General features: G+C 73.9%; 18 protein-coding genes. 9 read left to right on the forward strand and 9 right to left on the reverse strand.

What is annotated here, in order from left to right; genetic code table 11:
* Positions 1-688 precede the first annotated feature (688 nt).
* The gene (locus tag SXIN_RS11220) at positions 689-1027 is read right to left on the reverse strand and encodes a DUF1330 domain-containing protein (protein WP_019710356.1); all 339 of its coding nucleotides are present in this window, start codon (positions 1025-1027) and stop codon (positions 689-691) included.
* 98 nt (positions 1028-1125) lie between these two features.
* Positions 1126-1644 carry a nuclear transport factor 2 family protein gene (locus SXIN_RS11225; RefSeq protein ID WP_019710357.1) on the reverse strand — a complete coding sequence of 173 codons (519 nt, stop codon included), beginning with the start codon at positions 1642-1644 and terminating at the stop codon, positions 1126-1128.
* 289 nt (positions 1645-1933) lie between these two features.
* Here SXIN_RS11225 and SXIN_RS31730 point away from each other — a divergent pair, with 289 nt between their 5' ends.
* Together SXIN_RS31730 and SXIN_RS11235 are read left to right on the forward strand one after the other, a co-directional pair.
* A complete protein-coding gene (locus SXIN_RS31730; protein ID WP_050930976.1) occupies positions 1934-2863 on the forward strand; it encodes a hypothetical protein in 930 nt (309 codons plus the stop codon).
* Positions 2864-3011: 148 nt separating this feature from the next.
* Positions 3012-3404 carry a hypothetical protein gene (locus tag SXIN_RS11235; RefSeq protein ID WP_019710358.1) on the forward strand — a complete coding sequence of 131 codons (393 nt, stop codon included), beginning with the start codon at positions 3012-3014 and terminating at the stop codon, positions 3402-3404.
* A 78-nt stretch (positions 3405-3482) separates the two neighbouring features.
* Here SXIN_RS11235 and SXIN_RS11240 read toward each other — a convergent pair whose 3' ends face one another.
* The 3 genes from SXIN_RS11240 to SXIN_RS11250 form a co-directional block, all read right to left on the reverse strand.
* A complete protein-coding gene (locus SXIN_RS11240; protein WP_019710359.1) occupies positions 3483-4172 on the reverse strand; it encodes an ABC transporter ATP-binding protein in 690 nt (229 codons plus the stop codon).
* A 144-nt stretch (positions 4173-4316) separates the two neighbouring features.
* On the reverse strand, positions 4317-5777 hold the full coding sequence (locus tag SXIN_RS11245) for an ABC transporter permease (RefSeq protein ID WP_095756937.1): 1461 nt from the start codon (positions 5775-5777) through the stop codon (positions 4317-4319).
* Between the two features lie 216 nt (positions 5778-5993).
* A complete protein-coding gene (locus SXIN_RS11250) occupies positions 5994-7274 on the reverse strand; it encodes a L,D-transpeptidase (RefSeq protein ID WP_019710360.1) in 1281 nt (426 codons plus the stop codon).
* Between the two features lie 466 nt (positions 7275-7740).
* On the opposite strand from SXIN_RS11250, the gene SXIN_RS11255 reads away from it, so the two are divergent.
* The gene (locus tag SXIN_RS11255) at positions 7741-8082 is read left to right on the forward strand and encodes a hypothetical protein (RefSeq protein ID WP_019710361.1); all 342 of its coding nucleotides are present in this window, start codon (positions 7741-7743) and stop codon (positions 8080-8082) included.
* Between the two features lie 181 nt (positions 8083-8263).
* Here SXIN_RS11255 and hutH read toward each other — a convergent pair whose 3' ends face one another.
* Positions 8264-9820, reverse strand: coding sequence for a histidine ammonia-lyase (gene hutH / locus SXIN_RS11260; protein ID WP_095756938.1), 1557 nt, complete (start codon positions 9818-9820; stop codon positions 8264-8266).
* Positions 9821-10013: 193 nt separating this feature from the next.
* Between hutH and SXIN_RS11265 the strand changes: the two genes are divergently transcribed.
* Together SXIN_RS11265 and SXIN_RS11270 are read left to right on the forward strand one after the other, a co-directional pair.
* Positions 10014-10823: an enoyl-CoA hydratase/isomerase family protein gene (locus SXIN_RS11265; protein ID WP_019710363.1), complete on the forward strand. Its 810-nt coding sequence runs from the start codon at positions 10014-10016 to the stop codon at positions 10821-10823.
* 231 nt (positions 10824-11054) lie between these two features.
* Entirely contained in the window at positions 11055-12158 is a 1104-nt protein-coding gene (locus SXIN_RS11270) for a GGDEF domain-containing protein (protein ID WP_095758002.1), read from the forward strand.
* Between the two features lie 84 nt (positions 12159-12242).
* On the opposite strand, the gene SXIN_RS11275 is transcribed toward SXIN_RS11270, so the two are convergent.
* Together SXIN_RS11275 and SXIN_RS11280 are read right to left on the reverse strand one after the other, a co-directional pair.
* Positions 12243-13325 carry an adenylate/guanylate cyclase domain-containing protein gene (locus tag SXIN_RS11275; RefSeq protein WP_238153956.1) on the reverse strand — a complete coding sequence of 361 codons (1083 nt, stop codon included), beginning with the start codon at positions 13323-13325 and terminating at the stop codon, positions 12243-12245.
* A 405-nt stretch (positions 13326-13730) separates the two neighbouring features.
* Entirely contained in the window at positions 13731-14612 is an 882-nt protein-coding gene (locus tag SXIN_RS11280) for a biotin--[acetyl-CoA-carboxylase] ligase (RefSeq protein WP_039822650.1), read from the reverse strand.
* Between the two features lie 273 nt (positions 14613-14885).
* On the opposite strand from SXIN_RS11280, the gene SXIN_RS11285 reads away from it, so the two are divergent.
* From SXIN_RS11285 to SXIN_RS11295, 4 genes are all read left to right on the forward strand, one after another.
* Complete coding sequence (locus SXIN_RS11285) at positions 14886-16475, forward strand: acyl-CoA carboxylase subunit beta (RefSeq protein WP_019710365.1); 1590 nt, start codon at positions 14886-14888, stop codon at positions 16473-16475.
* Positions 16476-16588: 113 nt separating this feature from the next.
* Positions 16589-16795: an acyl-CoA carboxylase subunit epsilon gene (locus tag SXIN_RS11290; protein WP_095756940.1), complete on the forward strand. Its 207-nt coding sequence runs from the start codon at positions 16589-16591 to the stop codon at positions 16793-16795.
* 116 nt (positions 16796-16911) lie between these two features.
* Complete coding sequence (gene mmpB, locus SXIN_RS32735; RefSeq protein WP_019707034.1) at positions 16912-17046, forward strand: morphogenic membrane protein MmpB; 135 nt, start codon at positions 16912-16914, stop codon at positions 17044-17046.
* A gap of 94 nt (positions 17047-17140) precedes the next feature.
* Positions 17141-17782 carry a nucleoside triphosphate pyrophosphatase gene (locus SXIN_RS11295; protein WP_039818873.1) on the forward strand — a complete coding sequence of 214 codons (642 nt, stop codon included), beginning with the start codon at positions 17141-17143 and terminating at the stop codon, positions 17780-17782.
* Between the two features lie 103 nt (positions 17783-17885).
* On the opposite strand, the gene SXIN_RS11300 is transcribed toward SXIN_RS11295, so the two are convergent.
* Positions 17886-18398, reverse strand: a complete 513-nt coding sequence (locus SXIN_RS11300; RefSeq protein ID WP_095758003.1) for a hypothetical protein — start codon at positions 18396-18398, stop codon at positions 17886-17888.
* Positions 18399-18596: the final 198 nt, after the last annotated feature.

Below are 18596 nucleotides of genomic sequence, written 5' to 3' on the forward strand. Positions count from 1 at the left end.
GTACGAGTATGGGGCAGACGCGGTACGGACACCCGGGGGCGGCCGGCGGCTACGCCCTCGGGCTTCTCCCCGGAGGCGGCCGTTCCGGCGCCTCGGCCGGTCCGCCCGGCCCGTCCTCCGCAGAGCCCCCGCGGCCGCCCCCGGGTGGGCCGCTCTCCTCATGCCCCGGCTCCGCGCCAGTCGCCGTGCGGTGACCGGCGTACGGAGCGGCGCCGCGGCCGGCCGCCGCCCGGAAAGGGACGGAGGCGCCACGGCCTGTGGGGGACCGTGGCGCCTCCGCGTCTTCTCACCGGCCGGGCCGGAACTCCGTTCCCGGGCCGCGGAGTTCCGGCCGGCCATCCGTCCGGCCGTGGGTCCGCGCGGCCGGGGCCGGCGCAAAGGGCTCGCATCGAACTCTGTGGAGGCGAAAGCGTGGGAGCGCTCCCACCGTAGGGGCGGCCACCCCGGAACGCCAGACTCCTCGGCCAGTTGTTACACGGGAGGCATCCGCGCGTCGCGGGGCCCGTGGTGGGCGCCGCCGGGCGCCCGCGGTCCCCCACGGCACGGCCCGGCGGGAACATCCGCCGGCGACACCCGGCAACACCCGGCAACACCGGCTCAACGGCCCCTGATCTCCCGGGCGTCCAGGAGCCGACGGGGCCCCCGTCGACTCCGGCGCGGGCGGAGGAGCCCGCCCGGCCGGACCCGCTCAGAGCGAACGGCGCAGCACCTCGCCCTTCCGGGCCGGGTCGTAGTCCGGCCCGACCCCCTCGATCAGGAAGGCGTCGCCGTCGACGTGCCGGGTGCGCAGCGGCAGGATCTCCTGGTAGGCGGGCGAGTTGTACCAGGCCCGGGCTTCGTCCTTCCCCGGGAACTCGATGACGACCAGCTCCGTCCCGCACTCGCCCTCCAGTGCCTCGACCGGCCCTCCGTGGACGAGGAACCGGCCGGAGTACGGATCGAGTGTGGCCTGGATCCGCTCCACGTAGTCGATGACGTCGGGGTGCGGACGGACGCTGGTGAAGTGGCCGATGGCGTAGGCGGGCATGGTCTCTCCTCGAAACGGCTGTCGCGGATCGCCGGCACGGACCGGCATGGGGCGGCAGGGCGGGCGGGGGACCGAGCCGCACCGGTGGTGACGGGAACTCAGGCCGCGGCGTCCGGGGTGCAGGCGGCCGCCACGGCCAGGCTGTCCTCGTAGACGTGATGCCGGGTGATCAGACCGTCCTCGACGGTCAGACGGAGGGCGAAGCGGCTCCTGAAGGTCTTGCCGGTGGCGGCGACCGTCCCGCCGAGTTCCCCCGTGACCACGGCCTCGGCGCCGTCGACGACGATCGCGCCGACCGTCGCCCACCCGTCCCCGCTCACGGTGTGCGCGGCCAGATCGGCCCAGTGCCCGGCGACACCGGCACGGGTCGGGCGCGGCTTGATCCACGGGACCACCGGGTTCCCGGCGACCATCCAGTCGACCTCCTCGGCGTAGAGGTCCGCGATACGGTCCGGATCGCGCTCCGTCACGCGCCGCAGGAACTCCCGCACGGTCTGCCGGGTGACCGCCTCCCCGGTCTCCTTCCCGATCCCCTCCCCGGAGCGGCCGACGGGGCCGGAGCCTCCGGACACCTTCCTGCCCCCGGACGCGCCGGAGGGGTTCAACATGCCGGTCATGGCGGGCCTTTCACTGGGCGTGCGGGATTCCGTCCTCCCGTGCACGATCCTGGCGCCGGGCCCCGGCGGGGTCGATTACCTCCCGGGTCATGCGCGGACGCCGGCGGAGAAGCGAACGCAGGAGCGGAAAGAAGAAACGTCCATGCGACATACCACCCACTTGGCTCAACGAGGGACGTCCGGAGGGTTACCCGATCATCCGTAGGGGCGTTGTCGCGTCATGGAGCCGCGGCAGTGGTGGGAACGGAACACGGTGTTGGCAGAAGCGTTCTGTCGGAGTGATGAACAGGTGCGCTCGGCGCAGGCGACTCTGGACGAGGCCCAGGTGCACAGGTCGCGCCTGCTGGCGGCGTTCGCGGTCACGGTCGGCAGCGACGGCGCGGTGGCCGGCGTGCTGGGGCTGAACGAACGCGAAGTGCGCGTCGCGCGGCGGACGGTGGGCAAGGAGGACGCCCGCGGGGTGGCGGACCAGCTGCTGGCCGCCGCGGCGGTGGCGCCGGAGGACGGACAGGCGGAGGCGGTGACGGCACCGGAGGCCGTCACCGCACAACCCATGGGAACGGCCGGAATGCCGGGAGCCGCCGGGGCGGCCGGGGTACCGGGGGCGGCGCACGAGGCGGGCGGGACGGCGCACGATGCGTACGCGGACCCGATGGCGTACCAGTACTACGCCCCCGCCCAACCCCCCACGCAGTACCAGCAGACCCAGCACCAGCAGCAGTACACCTACTACCAGCACTACCAGCCACACCAGACGCCGGTCCCGCAGCAGACCCAGCACCAGCCGCCGCCTGTCCCGCAGCAACCCCAGCCGCAGGCGCAGGCACAGTCCCAGCAGCAGCTCCGCGAACCGCGCTGGTCCGGCGCCATGGACGCGCTGCTCGTCGGCAGCTGGCAGACCGGGGTCGATCTCCAGGTCCTGGCGGCCGAGTTCGGCCTCGATCTGGCCCGGCTGATCTCCCGGGCGCAGCAGTTGTCGGCCGAGGGACGGCTCTCACCGCCCTGGGCGGGCAGCGGCCCGGGCGGGGAGGCCCGGTCCGGACGGCACCGCCGCAGCAGCACGGACATCGACGACGCCTACGACTTCTACGACTCCTACGGCCACCCCGTCTACCCGGGTGGCTGGGAGGTCCCGTCCACCGTGCCCGACGACATGCTCGCCGGGGTGGGCCGGCAGAGCGGTCTGCCGCAGTACACGTACAGCACCACCGTGCCGTAGCGGCACGGTGCGGTACGGCGGGCGGCGGGTCCCCACCGCCCGCGATCAGCCCCCGCCCGGGTGCCCGGCGGGGGCTGATCGAATTGACGTACCGGCCGGCCGGGTGTGCCCTGGAAGAGCGGGGGCAGCGGGAGAGAGGAGCCGCGCCATGCAGACCCAGGCGGAGCGCCGCGGCACAGCGGCACACGCCCGGCCCCGCGGGCGGAACATCTGGCGGACACCCGTCGTGACCAGCGTCGTCTTCGGCTTCTACGCCGGCTTCCTCGACCAGGAGGGCGGTGCCTCCCTCGGGAGGGCCTGGCTGCTCGGCATCCTGGCGGGCGTCGCGCTGCTGGCGCTGTGGCTGGCCGTCCACAGCGTGCGCACGAAGATGATCCGCGAGGTGCGGTCAGCGGCCTACGGGGCTCTGGCGGGGAGCGCCATCGGCTTCCTGGTCGGGCTGAGCGGGGCCGCCGTGCTGAAGGCCTCGGCCATCGGGTTCTTCGTCGGCCTCGGGATGATGATCGCGGTGAACTACCGGCTCTACGGCAGGGTCCGCTGAGACCTGCCCCTCTCCGCCCCTCCTCCTCCGCCCTCGCCGCGCGGGAAGCCCGGGGAGCTCCCGGAAGGCCCGGCAGGCTCAGGAAGCCGGGACCGCCTGTTCCGCGACCGTCAGCCTCCCCGCCTCGATGGTGGCGAGACGGGGAGCACGCCGGGCGACGGCGCTGTCGTGGGTGACCATCACGAAGGTCAGGGCGTGCTCCTTCCAGAGCCCCTCCAGCAGGTCGACGATGTCGTCCCGGGTCCCCTCGTCGAGGTTGCCGGTCGGCTCGTCGGCGAGCAGCACCCTGGGCCGCTTCACCAGCGCACGCGCGATCGCCACCCGCTGCTGCTGGCCGCCCGACAGTTCTCCCGGCAGATGGCCGAGCCGCTCCCCCAGCCCCACGGAGCCGAGGGCCTCGGCCGCCCGCTCGCGCCGCTCCGCCGCTTTGACCCGCAGCGGGACGAGGGCGGTCTCGACGTTCTCCTGCGCGGTGAGCGTGGGGATCAGATTGAAGCTCTGGAAGACGAAGCCGATCTTCTCGGCCCGCACGGCGGTGAGCCGGGCCTCGCTCAGCCGGGCGAGGTCCACGCCGTCGAGTTCGACGCTGCCCGTGGTCGGGCGGTCGAGGCCGCCGAGCATCTGGAGCAGGGTGGACTTGCCGCCGCCGGTGGGGCCCTGGATGACGAGCCGGTCGCCGTCGTCGATGGTGAGATCGACACCGGCGAGGGCGTCGATGGTCTCCTTGCCCCGGGTGTAGCGCTTGGTGACGCCTGTCAGCTGGTACATGTCGCTCCTGGGTGGATGGCGGGGACCGCGCGGTGCCGCGCGGGCCGGGGGGAGGCGTGGCCTCCTCGTACGGCTGTACGAGCGGCCCGTCGGGGACGGAACCGGGGCCGCGCGCGGAGGGCCGGGAAGGCCGGGGGCCGCCGGTCAGGCGACGCGGCTGAGCGCGTCGGCCGGGCGCAGCCGGGCGGCGCGCCAGCCGCCGAAGGCTCCGGCGACGAGTCCGCCGGCGACCGCGAGGCCGACCGCGAGGCCGATGGTGCCGAGGGCGACGGGTGCGGTCAGCGCGATGTCGATGCTCTGCGACGCGGCCGCGCCGCCCCCGCCGCCCGGTCCGCCGCCGGGCCCCGCGCCCATCCGGCCACCGCCGGACAGCCCGGCCCCGCGCGCGAGTTCGGCGGTGAGGCCGGGGCTGAGCGCGGTGATGAGGTAGGCGCCACCGAGGCCGAGGGCGATGCCGAGGGCCCCGCCGAGCAGTCCGTTGACGACGGCCTCGCCGACGACCTGCCGGGTCACCCGTCCGCTCTTCCAGCCCAGCGCCTTGAGGGTGCCGAACTCCCGTACCCGGCGGCTGACGGCCGAGGAGGTCAGCAGCCCGGCCACCAGGAAGGCGGCGGCCAGGACGACGACGGACAGCCACTTCCCGACGCTCGAAGCGAGGTCGGCGGCGGTGCTGAGGGAGCCGGAGACGGTGGCGGCCAGGTCCTCGGAGGTGGTGACGGTCGTCCCGGTCACGTTCTTCTGGATGGCGGCCTTGACCGCGCCGATGGCCTGCGAGTCCTCGGCCCGCACATAGACCGTGGTGATCTCGTCCTCGGAGTCGGACAGGGTCTGGGCCCGCTCGAGCGGGATGTAGACATCGGCGGCGGCCGAGCCGCTGTCGGCGGTCGCGATGCCGACGATCTCGAACTCCGTGCCCTTGACGGAGATCTCGTCGCCGACCGCCAGGTCCTCCCGCTGGGCGTAGGCGTTGTCGACGACGGCGACCCCGGCGTCGGTCTCATCGCTCTCGAAGGTGCGGCCCTCGGTGAGGGCGGAGGAGGTCAGCGGTCCGAGGGCGGGCTCGGTGACGTCCGTGCCGTAGACGGTGAAGGACTCGATACCGAAGTCGGCGCCCCCGCCGCGGATCTCGCCGCCGCCCCGGCCGCCGTCGCCGCCGTCTCCGGCGCCCGGGCCCGGCGCCGCGCCGATCTCGCCGCGCTCGAAGCTGCCGCTGATCTTCAGGTTCACCAGGCTGAGACCGCCGACGGCGTCGGCGACGCCCTGCTGCCCGGCCACCTTCCCCACGGTGCTCGCGTCGAGCGTCTCGAAGCCCTGCACCATCAGCCGGTCGTCGCTCTGCTCCTCCCCCTCCTCGCCGGCGTCGAAGCGGAAGCGGGGGCGCTGCGGGGTCTCGCCCTCCTCGGGCTGCTCCTGCGCCTTGGTGACGGTCATGTCGGTGCCGAGTCCGTACAGGGACTCCAGGACCTGGCCCTGGGCCTGTTTCATCCCCGCGGAGACGGAGGTGACGACGATGACGAGGGCGATGCCCAGGGCGAGGCCGGAGGCGACGACGAGCGCCGCTTTTCTGCGGCGGCGCAGTTCGCGCCGGAGGTAGGTGAGGAACATGCGGGCGACGGTAGGCAGCCGCGGTGAGGGACGGCTGAGCCCCCGATGAGAGCGGGGTGAGAAACGGCACCGGCCGGCGACGCGGTGGAGGGTGGCGGACGGGCGCCGGGCGGTGGCCGACGGTCCTGTCGGCCACCGCCCGGCGGTGGTGCGTCGCGCTCCGCGCGCGGGGTGTGCGGGTCCGGATCGCTCCGGTGCGGACTCGCTCGGTGCGGGTCAGATCGCGCTACCGGCGACCCACTCGTTCCAGTCCATGTTCCAGCCGTTGAGGCCGTTGTCCGGGGCGATCTCCTTGTCGGGGGAGTTCTTCACGGTCACGACATCGCCGATGAGCGACTGGTTGTAGAACCAGGCGCCGTCCTGGCCGGGGTCGTCCGCGCCCTTGACGTCGTTCAGACCGACGCAGCCGTGGCTGGTGTTGGCCTGGCCGAAGATGGAGTCGGCGCCCCAGTAGTTGCCGTGGATGAAGGTGCCGGAGGTGGAGAGCCGCATGGCGTGCGGCACGTCCTTGATGTCGTACTCACCCTTGCCGTCGTCGTCCGTGAACCCGACGGTGGCACCGTTCATCCGGGTCTCCTTGAACTTCTCGGAGATCACCATCTGACCGTTGTAGGTCGGGTTCTCGGAGCTGCCCGCGGAGATCTTGAAGTTCTTGATCTCCTTGCCGTCCCGCACCACCGACATGGTCTTGCTCTTGACGTCGACGGTGGAGACCTGGCTGCGGCCGATCTTGAAGCTGAACGACTTGTCCTGGACGCCCTTCACTCCCGGCGATCCCTCGACACCGTCGAGGCCGAGCTTGACGGTCACCGTGGAGCCGGCTTTCCAGTACTCCTTGGGCCGGAAGTCGAGCCGCTGGGTGCCGAACCAGTGTCCGACGACCTCCTGGCCGCTGGTGGTGTTGACCTCGATCGCCGACTGCACGGCCTTCTTGTTCTGGATGCTCTTGTCGAAGTTGATCGACACGGGCATCCCGACGCCCACGGTGGAGTCGGCCTCGGGGGTGTAGTAGCCCAGGAAGCTGTTGTCCGGCGAGACGGTGGTGAAGGTGGAGTGCTCGGTGGCCTTGCGGCCCTCCGAGTCCTCGGCGGTGGCGGTGATCTTGTACTTGGTCGAACGCTCCAGCGAGCCGTCCGGCTTCCAGCTCTTGCCGTCGCCGGCCAGGGTTCCGGGGATCTCCGCGCCGGAGGCGACAGCCGTCATCGACACCGCGGAGAGCTTGCCCTTGGTGACGGTGACCCGGACGTCGTTGTTGATGCCCGCGTTGTCGGTGCCGTCCTTGGGGCTGATCTTTATTCGTGCGTCCGAGGCGTCCTTGGCAGCCGCCCGGTCGACCTGCGACTGCTTTCCGCTGTCACCGCTGTCCCCGCCCTTGCCGTCGGAGTCAGCACCGCCGCCACCTCCGCAGGCGGTGAGCGTCAGCACGCCGCTGAGCAGCGCGGCGGCGGCGACGACCGCTTTCCGCCGCTTACCTGTCGTCATCACACGCTTCTCCATTGCTACTGTCCCCGGGTCGCGGGCCGGAAGCCGCAAGCGAGTCTTCCGGCCAGTGCTCAGTAAGAACACCCGGACCCGTCGACCCGTTCCACGGGTCTCGGAAGTGTGGCGCACGCCACGTGCGTACCCGATCCGGACACGGCCCTCCGAAGAGTGACCGGTTGTCCCGCGCCGTTCCTCACCCCTTCGTGTCTTCAGGCGCCTGCCGTGTGGGGCGCCTGCCCGCATCCGCGGGTTCGATCCCTGCCCGGGACGGCTTGCTTCCGCGGTTCCCGGCCCAGGTCCCCGGCCCCCGCGGCGGCCGGACATCCCCAACTGCCGCGAAATACACCAGGACCGGACGATCCGCGGCAGGCGGGACACTGGCGAGGGTACCGCTCGCCCTCCGGACTTTCCCATGACCCGTGACCTTCACTACTATCGGACCCGGCCGTTCAACCAACCTGCACCGCAAGGGGTCCATGACGTGTCCGCACGCCGACCACTGCTGACCGCCTCCGCCGCGGGGGCCATGCTGCTCGCCCTGTGGTTCGTGCCGTCCGCGAACGCGACCGTCGAAGAGGGCAGAGCTCCGGCCGCGGAACAGGCCGGGGACCGCACGCAGGGCCAGTCGCCGGCCGAGGAGGCGGATCCCGCCGCGGACTCCGGCCCCTCCGCGGGAGAGACGGTCACGGACGCCGAGGAACTCGCGCTGGCCGACACCGGCAGCGTCGACACCACCCCGTACCTGCTGGGCGGCACCCTGTTCCTGGGCCTCGGCGCCGCGCTGGTCTCCTCCGCCGGACGCCGCTCGCGCACCCTCTTCTGAAGTCGTCCGGGCACGGGCACCGGCCCCGGCCGGCCGGACGTCCCCGCCGCGTTCCGCGCCGAACGGACGCCCGGACGACCGCATTTCCCGCTGACCGCACGCTCCGCCCGCCCGGGACCGAGGGCTCCCCGGGCGGGCTCTTCGCGTCTCGCCGTCTCCGCGTCCGGATGCGACCGGGCTGTCAGGCCAGCGGTCCGGTGACCGTCTCCGCCGCCGCGACCAGAGCCCCGGAGGCCACGAAGGCGTCCGCCGCGGCCAGGTCGGGGGCGAGGAAGCGGTCGCCGCCCGGGCCCGCGACGCCGGCCGCGCGCACCGCCTCCAGGACGGCGCGGGTGGCGGGGGCCGGGGCGAGCCCTTCGCGCAGTTCGAGGGCGCGGGTGGCGGCCACCAGTTCCACGGCGATGACCCGGTTCACGTTGCCGAGCGCCGTGCGCAGTTTGCGCGCCGCGGACCAGCCCATCGAGACATGGTCCTCCTGCATCGCGGAGGAGGGGATCGAGTCGGCCGAGGCCGGGACCGCCAGCCGCTTCAGCTCACCGACCAGCGCCGCCTGCGTGTACTGGGCGATCATCAGCCCGGAATCGACTCCCGGGTCCCCTGCGAGGAAGGCCGGCAGCCCGTAGGAGCGGTTCTTGTCGAGCAGCCGGTCCGTGCGGCGCTCGGCGATGGACGCCAGGTCGGCGGCGGCCACGGCCAGGAAGTCCAGGACGTACGCGACGGGCGCGCCGTGGAAGTTGCCGTTGGACTCGACCCGTCCGTCGGGCAGCACGACGGGGTTGTCCACGGCGGCGGCGAGTTCCCGGCCGGCGACGAGGCGGGCGTGCGCGAGGGTGTCACGGCCCGCGCCGGCCACCTGCGGCGCGCAGCGCACCGAGTAGGCGTCCTGGACGCGAGGGGCGGCCTGAAGGCCGTCGTAGCCGGTCTGGTGGTGGCCGGTGAGCCCGGAGCCGGCGAGCATCCGCAGCATGTTGTCCGCGCTGGCGGCCTGGCCCGGGTGCGGCCGGACGGCGTGCAGTTCGGGGGCGAGGACCCGGTCGGTGCCGAGCAGCGCCTCCAGGGAGAGGGCGGCGGTGATGTCGGCGGAGGTGAGGAGGCGGGCGAGGTCGGCGTTGGCCATGACGAGCATGCCGAGCATCCCGTCGGTGCCGTTGAGGAGGGCCAGGCCCTCCTTCTCGCGCAGGTCGAGCGGGGTGATGCCGTGCTCGGCGAGCAGGTCGGCGGCCGGGCGCACGGTGCCGTCGGGCCCCTCCGCCTCGCCTTCGCCCAGGAGGGTCAGGGCGCAGTGGGAGAGCGGTGCCAGGTCGCCGGAACAGCCGAGGGATCCGTACTCGTGGACGACCGGGGTGATGCCGGCGTTGAGCAGGGCGGCCATCGTCTCGGCGACGAGCGGCCGCACCCCCGTGTGCCCCGAGGCGAGGGTCTTGAGCCGGAGGAACATCAGGGCGCGGACGACCTCGCGCTCCACGCGGGGGCCCATGCCCGCGGCGTGCGAGCGGACGATGTTCCGCTGGAGGCGGCCGCGCAGCTCGGGGCCGATGTGGCGGACGGCGAGGGCGCCGAAGCCGGTGGAGACGCCGTAGACGGGCTCCGGGCGGGCGGCGAGGGCGTCGACGACCCGCCGGGAGGCGGCGAGCGCGTCGAGGGCTCCGGCGGACAGCTCGACCCGGGCCCCGCCGCGGGCCACGGCGATCACGTCGTCCGCGCTCACGCCGGACGTTCCCAGCACCACGGTGTGCATATTCATATTCAGGCACCCTAAGTTCTGAATCATGTTCTGTCACGACGCGGGCCGTGCGGCCGTCGGCACTGCCGTCGGGCACCGCCGTCGGGAACTGCCCCTGGCCCGGCCGCCCCGCGCCTGACATGATCGGATGAACGATCGTTAACACGGTGCACGACTCACGATGCACGACCGAGGACAGGAGGCGGCGATGGGCGGCGCGGCGGACGAGGTGCGGTACGGCGAGTGGATCGCCGTCCGGCGGCACGGCACCCATGTGGCGGAGCTCGTCCTGGACCGCCCCCGGGCCATGAACGCCGTCTCCACCGAGCTGGCCCGCCGCCTCACCCAGGCCTGCGACGCCCTCACCGGCGACCCCTCGGCGCGGGTCGTGGTGCTGACCTCCAGCCACGAACGGGCCTTCTGCGTCGGCGCCGACCTCAAGGAGCGCAACTCCTTCACGGACGCCGAACTGCTGCGCCAGAGACCGGTCAACCGGGCCGCCTACACCGGTGTCCTGGAACTGCCGATGCCGACGATCGCCGCCGTGCACGGGTTCGCGCTCGGCGGCGGCTTCGAGATCGCCCTTTCCTGCGATCTGATCGTCGCCGACCCCACGGCCGTGGTCGGGCTCCCCGAGGTGTCCGTCGGCGTGATCCCGGGCGGCGGCGGCACCCAGCTGCTGCCCCGCCGGGTCGGTGCCGCGCGAGCCGCCGAGCTGATCTTCACCGGGCGCCGGGTGGCCGCCGCCGAGGCGCTCTCCCTCGGCCTGGTCGACCAGCTCGCGGACGCGGGCCGGGACCGCGAGGAGGCCCTCGCCCTCGCCACCCGCATCGCCGCCAACTCCCCGGTCGGCCTGCGCGCGGCCAAGCGCGCCCTCCGGCTGGGACACGGGCTGGACCTGCGCGCCGGGCTGGAGGTGGAGGACGGCGCCTGGCGGGCGGTCGCCTTCTCCGGGGACCGCGCGGAGGGCGTCGCGGCCTTCAACGAGAAGCGGGCGCCGGACTGGCCCGGGGAGTGAACCGGGACGGCCGGAAGGGCACGGGCACCGGCCGCGGGGCCGTCGGCGGCGGAGCGGCGTCGGCCGGGTCTCGGACCGGAGAAGAAGCCCTCCCCAGGAGGGCGCTCACCGGGAAATGTTCCTAGTCTGGGGTGAAGGATGTGCCCACAGTGACGGAACACGAGGTGCCGGGTGGCTGGTGACGGCGGGGGCGATGCGCGGCTGGCCGCCGTGGTGGCGCTGGCCCAGGCGATGGCCGCCGCCCAGACCCCCCGCGAGACGGCACGCGCCGCCGCGCTCGGCGCCCGGAGCGCCCTCGGCGGCTGCTTCGCCGCGATCTCCGCCTGGGAACGGGACCTCGGGCGGCTCCGGGTCCTGGTCAACGTCGGCGAACTCGCGCCGGACGAGGAGGAGTTCCCGGAGAACGAGTCCTATCCCGTCCGTGACTTCCCCGAGATCGCCGAATTCCTGCACGAGCGGTGGGCGGGCGGCGGCGAGCCCGACGCCTGGGTGGAGACCGCCGACGGCCCGCCCTGCGACCGCGGCCCCGGCTCGTACTGCCACCAGCGCGTCGCCACCCTCCGGCGGCGCGGACGGGGCTGCTGTGTGGTCGCGCCGATCGTGCTCCACGGCCGCGCCTGGGGTGAGCTGTACGTGGCGCGGCCCGCCGGCGCCCCCGTCTTCGACCGGGAGGACGCCCGGTTCGCCACGGTCCTCGCCGCGGTGGCCGCCTCCGGGATCGCCCAGACCGAGCGGCTCGCGGAGGCCCGCCGGCTCGCCTTCACCGACCCGCTGACCGGCCTGGCCAACCGCCGGGCCGTGGACGTCCGGCTGGAGGAGGCGCTGGAGCGGCACCGGGCGGACGGGACCGTGGTGAGCCTCGTGGTCTGCGACATCAACGGGCTCAAGCAGGTCAACGACACCCTGGGGCACGCGGTCGGCGACCGGCTGCTGGAGCGTTTCGGCTCCGTGCTGTCGGTCTGCGGGGCCATGCTCCCCGGGGCGCTGGCGGCGCGCCTGGGCGGTGACGAGTTCTGTCTCGTCGCCGTCGGACCGCCCTCCGAGGAGGTGGTGCGGGCGGCGACCGAGCTGTGCCACCGCGCGGCCAAACTGGACCTCGGCGAGGGCGTCGCCTGCGGAGTGGCCTCGACGGGGCAGCCGATCGGGCCCGTGCCGTCCGCGCGGCGGCTGTTCCGGCTGGCGGACGCGGCGCAGTACCGGGCGAAGGCGGCCCGTGCCGACGGGCCGGTCGTGGCGGGGGACGAGGGGCCCGACGATCCGGTCGTGCGGATGGCCGACGCCTCACCGACGGCTCCCGCCCCCGGACCGGAGCGGCGGCGCTTCCGCGGCCGCTGAGTCTCCGGCTCGGGTCCCGCCGGAGCTTCCCGCCGGACACTCCCGCCGCGGCCGCGGGCCGTCACACCGCGCGGCCCGGCCCCGTTACCGCCGTGCCGGCGGGGGCGCCGGCCGTCGCTCCGGGCGGCGGGTGAGGAGCCAGGGCTCGACGACGCCCAGACCGCGGACCGGGCGCTGCCACATCGGCTGGAGCGCGAAGCGGTACGGGTGCGGGGGCTCCGCGCCCTCCTTCTCCGCCGCGGCCGCCTCGGCCTCCGACTCCGGCGCGTCCCCGGACCGCATCAGCTCCGCCGCGAACGCCTCGTCCACCAGGACCGAGTCCTTCGGCGCTATCGAGGTGAGGCGGCTCGCGAGGTTCACCGTCGTGCCGAAGACGTCGCCCATGCGCGTGGTGACGGTGCCGAAGGCGATGCCGACCCGCAGCTCCGGCATGGTCTCGTCGTTGGCCAGCGTCTCGATCATCCGCAGGCCGATCTCGGCGGCCGTGCCCGCGTCGTCCGCCGCGTACAGCACCTCGTCACCGAGGGTCTTGATGAGCCGGCCGCCGCGGGCCGCGACCAGATCAGCCGCGGTCGTCTCGAACGCCTCGACGAGCTCGCCGAGTTCCTCCTCCTCCAGCCGCCGGGTGAGCCGGGTGAAGCCGACGAGGTCCGCGAAGCCGACGGCCAGCCGCCGGTCGACCATCTCCTCGTCGTCCTGGGTCTGGATGACACGCCCGGCGGCCGCCGCGAGCTGCCGCCGCCACACGTAGACCAGGAACTCCTGGAGCTCCGGCAGCAGCAGCTGGACCAGCGGATACGCGACCTCGGTGCGGGTCATCCCCTCCTCGGGGGGCTCGGTGAGGCCCTCCAGGAAGCCCTCGATCTGCCAGTCCGCGAGCCGGGCCGTGGTCTGGCCGGTGGAGCGGGCGACCTGGACGGCCATCGGCTCGCTCAGCAGCCCCGCCTCCACGAGGCCCGCCAGCCGCCGCAGCGCCAGCACGTCGGCCTCCGTCAGCGCCCGGGCCTGGCCGATGTCGGCGAAGCCCATGGCGCGCCAGAAGCGGGAGGCCAGCTCCATCGACACCCCGGCGCTGCGGGCCGCCTGGAAGGGGGTGTACTGGCGTTCGGCGCCCAGGATCAGCTGCTCCAGGCGGATCGCGAGGGGGTTGTCCTCGGTCTCCTCCACCTCGTCGGAGTCGTGCGAGCCCGCGAAGGCGTTCGCCGTGTACGGGGCTCCGGTGCCGGGGGGCGGGCCGCCCGTGTCCGGCCGCTCCGCGCCGGGAGACGGGCCCTCGTCCGAGCCCTCGTCCGAGCCCTCGGGGCCCTCGGCGCCCTCCCCGGCCCGCTCGCCGCCGGCCGTGCCCGCGCCGCCGCCGGGGGCCCCGCCGGCATCCGGTCCTTCCGAGCCCTCGCCGGCGCCCGCGTCGTCGACGATCACTGCCCGCCCCCTGTCCGATCCGTGCGCACAGCCCTTCCGATCACATCTCGCCGTGCCGCCCGGGTCCGCCACCCGGACGGGCCCGGGACGCTGTCCCCGGCCGCCTCAACGATACGTCAGGTGTGTGCTGGCTCACTCTCTCCGGCCGCTCTCTCACCCGCGGGGCCGCAGGTGGACGATGTCGCCCGCGCCGACGGCCTCCCGGCCGCCCCCCTCGGTCCGCAGCACCAGCCGCCCGTCCCCGTCCAGGGCGACCGCCTCGCCGCTGATCTCCCGGTCGCCCGGCAGCACGGCCCGGACCGTCCGGCCGAGGGTGGCGCAGCCGGCGGCGTACGCCTCCAGGACTCCGCTGCGCGCCGGGTCGCCCTCGGCCGCGCGCCAGTCGCCGTACCACTGTTCGAGCGAGCGGAGGACGGCCCGCAGGATCGGGTCGCGGTCCGTGGAAACCGCTCCGGCCAGGGCCAGCGAGCCCGCGCCGGGCACGGGGAGCTCGTCCGCGCCCAGCGACACGTTGAGGCCGATACCGAGGACGACGTCCCCGTCGCCGACGCGCTCCGAGAGGACGCCCCCCGCCTTGCGCTCCTCCCCCTCCACCGTCACCAGCAGGTCGTTGGGCCACTTCAGCGCGGTGTCCGTGCCCGCGGTGCGGGACACGGCGGTCGCGGTGGCCACCCCGGCGAGCAGCGGCAGCCAGCCCCAGCGGGTGACGGGGACGGCGGGTCCCGGCCGCAGCAGGACGGAGACGAAGATCCCGGAGCGGGCCGGCGCCACCCAGTGGCGGTCGAGCCGGCCCCGGCCCGCCGACTGCTCCTCGGAGACGAGCACCGCTCCCTCGGGGACGGTTCCGGCCGCCGCCCGTTCCGCCAGATCGGTGTTGGTGGAGCCGGTGACCTCGACGACGTCCAGCGAGGTCCACAGCCCGCCGGGGCGGACGAGGGCGCGGCGCAGCCCGGTGGCGTTCAGCGGCGGCCGCTCCAGATCGGACCAGCGGCCGGGCGGTTCCGGCGCGGATCCGCCGGACGGTGTGGCAGTCATGGGGCCAGCGTAGGCAGGGAACAGCCGGCCGGCGTGCCGGGAGCCCGCCCCCCCGCCCGCTCCGGCGCGCCCCTGTGCGATCGCCCACATCCCGCCGCCCCGCCGCGTCCCCCGCGCACAAGGAGCGTGCGCTCACCGCACGCGCCCCTCCGCGCGCGGTACCCGGCCTGCGGAGATGTGGCCAACGCCGCACTCGCAGGACACAGTGCCGCCGATACGCTACGAGGCGGTAACCAGGTAGCCCCCACCAGGACGAGCAGGAGCCGCATCCCGATGTCCGAGCCGGAAATCGACCTTCACACCACCGCGGGAAAGATCGCGGACCTGCAGCGGCGCATCGGCGAGGCCACGCACGCCGGCTCGCAGCGCGCCGTCGAGAAACAGCACGCGAAGGGCAAGCTGACGGCTCGGGAGCGGATCGACCTGCTGCTCGACGAGGGTTCCTTCGTGGAGCTGGACGAGTTCGCCCGGCACCGCTCCACCAACTTCGGCCTGGAGAAGAACCGCCCGTACGGTGACGGCGTGGTGACCGGCTACGGCACCGTCGACGGCCGCCCCGTCGCCGTCTTCTCCCAGGACTTCACGGTCTTCGGCGGCGCCCTGGGCGAGGTCTTCGGCCAGAAGATCGTCAAGGTGATGGACTTCGCACTGAAGAACGGCTGCCCGGTCATCGGCATCAACGACTCCGGCGGCGCCCGCATCCAGGAGGGCGTCAGCGCCCTCGGCCTCTACGGCGAGATCTTCCGCCGCAACACCCACGCCTCCGGGGTGATCCCGCAGATCTCCCTGGTCGTCGGCCCCTGCGCGGGCGGCGCGGTGTACTCGCCCGCCATCACCGACTTCACGGTGATGGTCGACCAGACCTCGCACATGTTCATCACCGGCCCGGACGTCATCAAGACCGTCACCGGCGAGGACGTCGGCTTCGACGAACTGGGCGGCGCCCGCACCCACAACGCCACCTCCGGGGTCGCGCACCACATGGCGGGCGACGAGAAGGACGCCATCGAGTACGTCAAGGCGCTCCTCTCCTACCTCCCGTCGAACAACCTCAGCGAGCCCCCGGCCTTCCCCGAGGAGGCCGACCTGGAGACCTCCGACGAGGACCGCGAGCTGGACGCGATCATCCCGGACTCGGCCAACCAGCCGTACGACATGCGTTCCATCGTCGAACACGTCCTGGACGACGGCGAGTTCCTGGAGACCCAGGCGCTCTTCGCGCCGAACATCATCACCGGCTTCGGCCGGGTCGAGGGCCACCCCGTCGGCATCGTCGGCAACCAGCCGATGCAGTTCGCCGGCTGCCTCGACATCGACGCCTCCGAGAAGGCCGCGCGGTTCGTGCGCACCTGCGACGCCTTCAACGTGCCGGTGATCACCTTCGTCGACGTCCCCGGCTTCCTCCCCGGTGTCGAGCAGGAGTACGGCGGCATCATCCGGCGCGGCGCCAAGCTGATCTACGCCTACGCGGAGGCGACCGTCCCGCTGATCACGGTCATCACCCGCAAGGCGTTCGGCGGCGCGTACGACGTGATGGGCTCCAAGCACCTCGGCGCCGACCTCAACCTCGCCTGGCCCACCGCCCAGGTCGCGGTGATGGGCGCGCAGGGAGCGGTGAACATCCTGCACCGCAGGACGCTCGCCGCCGCCGAGACGCCCGAGGCGCAGGAGGAGCTGCGGCAGCGGCTCATCGCCGAGTACGAGGACACGCTGCTCAACCCGTACGTCGCGGCCGAGCGGGGCTACGTGGACGCGGTGGTCATGCCGTCCGAGACCCGCCGTCACATCACCCGGGGCCTGCGCACCCTGCGCTCCAAGCGCGAGTCCCTGCCGCCGAAGAAGCACGGCAACATCCCGCTGTAGGGGGTGCGGGCCGCCCGCCCGGCGGGCGGTGAGGAGCAGCGGTACGGCGGGGACGTACGGGGTGAAACGGCGGGAATCAGACACGGCGGAAGCCGAGGGAAGGAAGGCCGGCGATGTTCAAGGTGGTACGGGGCAATCCGACCCCGGAGGAGCTGGCCGCCGCACTGGCGGTGGTCCAGGCACGCGCCTCGGCGGCCTCGTCCGCCGCCGCGGCGCCCGAGCGGCTGGACGAATGGGCCGACCCGGCGCGGAACGTGCCGGGCCGCGGGCTGCCGCACCCCGGCCCCACGGCCTGGCGCAGCTCGTACTGGCCGCGCTGAGGCGCGTCCGGCCCGCGCCGGCCCGCGCCGGCCCGCGCCGGCCCCGCGAACGGAACGGTGCCGCCTGAGTATCCGTACTCAGGCGGCACCGCCATTTCCGGCGGATCATCGGACGCATGCTGTGGTCCGACCCCTCCGACGAACCGCCCCGGGACCTCCGCGACACCGAGGAGATGCTGCGGCGTGCCGGAGGGGTGCTCGCGGTCGCGGTGATCGTGGTCCTGCTGCTCCTCGTGGGCTTCCAGGGCTGACGCCCTCCCCGGCGGCCCGCGCGCCCCCGGGCGCCTTCCGCCGCCGCCCGGAGCCCCCCGCCGCCCCCGCGGCCGCTTCTATACGCTGGCCCGCATGCCGAACAACGCATCCGCCGTACCCCGCACGCTCGTTCTCGCCTCCCGCTCCCCGGCCCGTCTCGCCCTGCTCCGGCAGGCCGGGCTCGCGCCCGAGGTCATCGTCAGCGGGGTGGACGAGGACGCGCTGACCGCGGAGACCCCGGGCGAGCTCGCGCGGCTGCTGGCGGAGGCCAAGGCCGCCGCGGTGGCCGGCCGGGCGGAGGCCGCGGGCGCGCTGGTCGTGGGCTGCGACTCGGTGCTGGACCTGGACGGGCGGGCGCTCGGCAAGCCGGACGGCGCGGAGGACGCCACGGCCCGCTGGAAGTCCATGCGGGGCCGCTCGGGCGTGCTGCGCACCGGGCACTGCGTCATCGACACGGTGAGCGGACGGCAGGTCTCGGCGACGGCGTCCACGACCGTACGGTTCGGCGAGCCGTCGGACGAAGAGATCGCCGCCTACGTCGCCAGCGGTGAACCCCTCCATGTGGCGGGCGCGTTCACGCTCGACGGGCGGTCGGCGCCGTTCATCGACGGGATCGACGGCGACCCGGGCAACGTCATCGGGCTGTCCCTGCCGACCCTGCGTGCGCTCCTCGCCGATCTGGACCTGCGGATCACCGACCTGTGGGTGCGCGAGGACGTCCGACCGGCGGTCTGAGGCCGGCTCACGGGGGCGGGCCGCAGCAGGGGCCCGCGCGGGCCCGGACGCCCGTCCCGGGCACCGGACGGGCGCCGGGGCACCCGCCGCGCGGCGGGCCCGCTCAGACCGCTCCGGGGGTGCCCGGCACGACCGGCGGCTGGGGCCCGGGGACCGTCCCGCCGGGTCCCGTTCCGCCGGCTCCGCCGCGGCCCGCGGCACCGCCCTTGGCGGCCCGGCCGCGGCCCGGCTCCCCGTACGCGATCAGCGAGAGCACGACGAGGCCGAACACCAGCATCATGAACGCGAACGCGCCCCAGCCCACCAGACCGACCGTCAGGGCGCCCAGCAGCGCGTGCACCACCGCGCAGGCGATCAGCAGGACGCGGAAGAAGCGGTTCGGCGCCCGGTCGCGCAGTCCGCCGTACAGCAGCACCGCGCCGCAGGCGAACAGGTAGAGCCCGAAGCCGATGCCCAGCGCCAGGGTTCCGGCCGACATGTGGTCCGGGTCCAGACCGGCGAGCGACATGCGCTGGCCGTCCACGACCTTCCCCAGGAACCAGTGCAGCCAGACGATGCCCAGCGCCTCGGTCATCAGCACCACCGCCGCCACGAGCGCCACCGGTCTGCGAGCCACCGGACCCACCCCTCTTCCCACCGCTCGGCCTGTTACCACGAGTATCAGACGACGTGCGGCACGCTACTAACGGGTAATGCCGTAGGACAAGGGGTCTGCGAAGGCCGCGGCGAGGAAGCGACCACCCGGCAAAGTTTCCGGCCCCGCTTCGTAGGGACCCCACAAAAAAATCCACCCGCCCACCTGGGGCCCCGACAG

This window comes from Streptomyces xinghaiensis S187 (genome assembly GCF_000220705.2).
In the GTDB taxonomy this organism is placed as follows: Bacteria; Actinomycetota; Actinomycetes; order Streptomycetales; family Streptomycetaceae; genus Streptomyces; species Streptomyces xinghaiensis.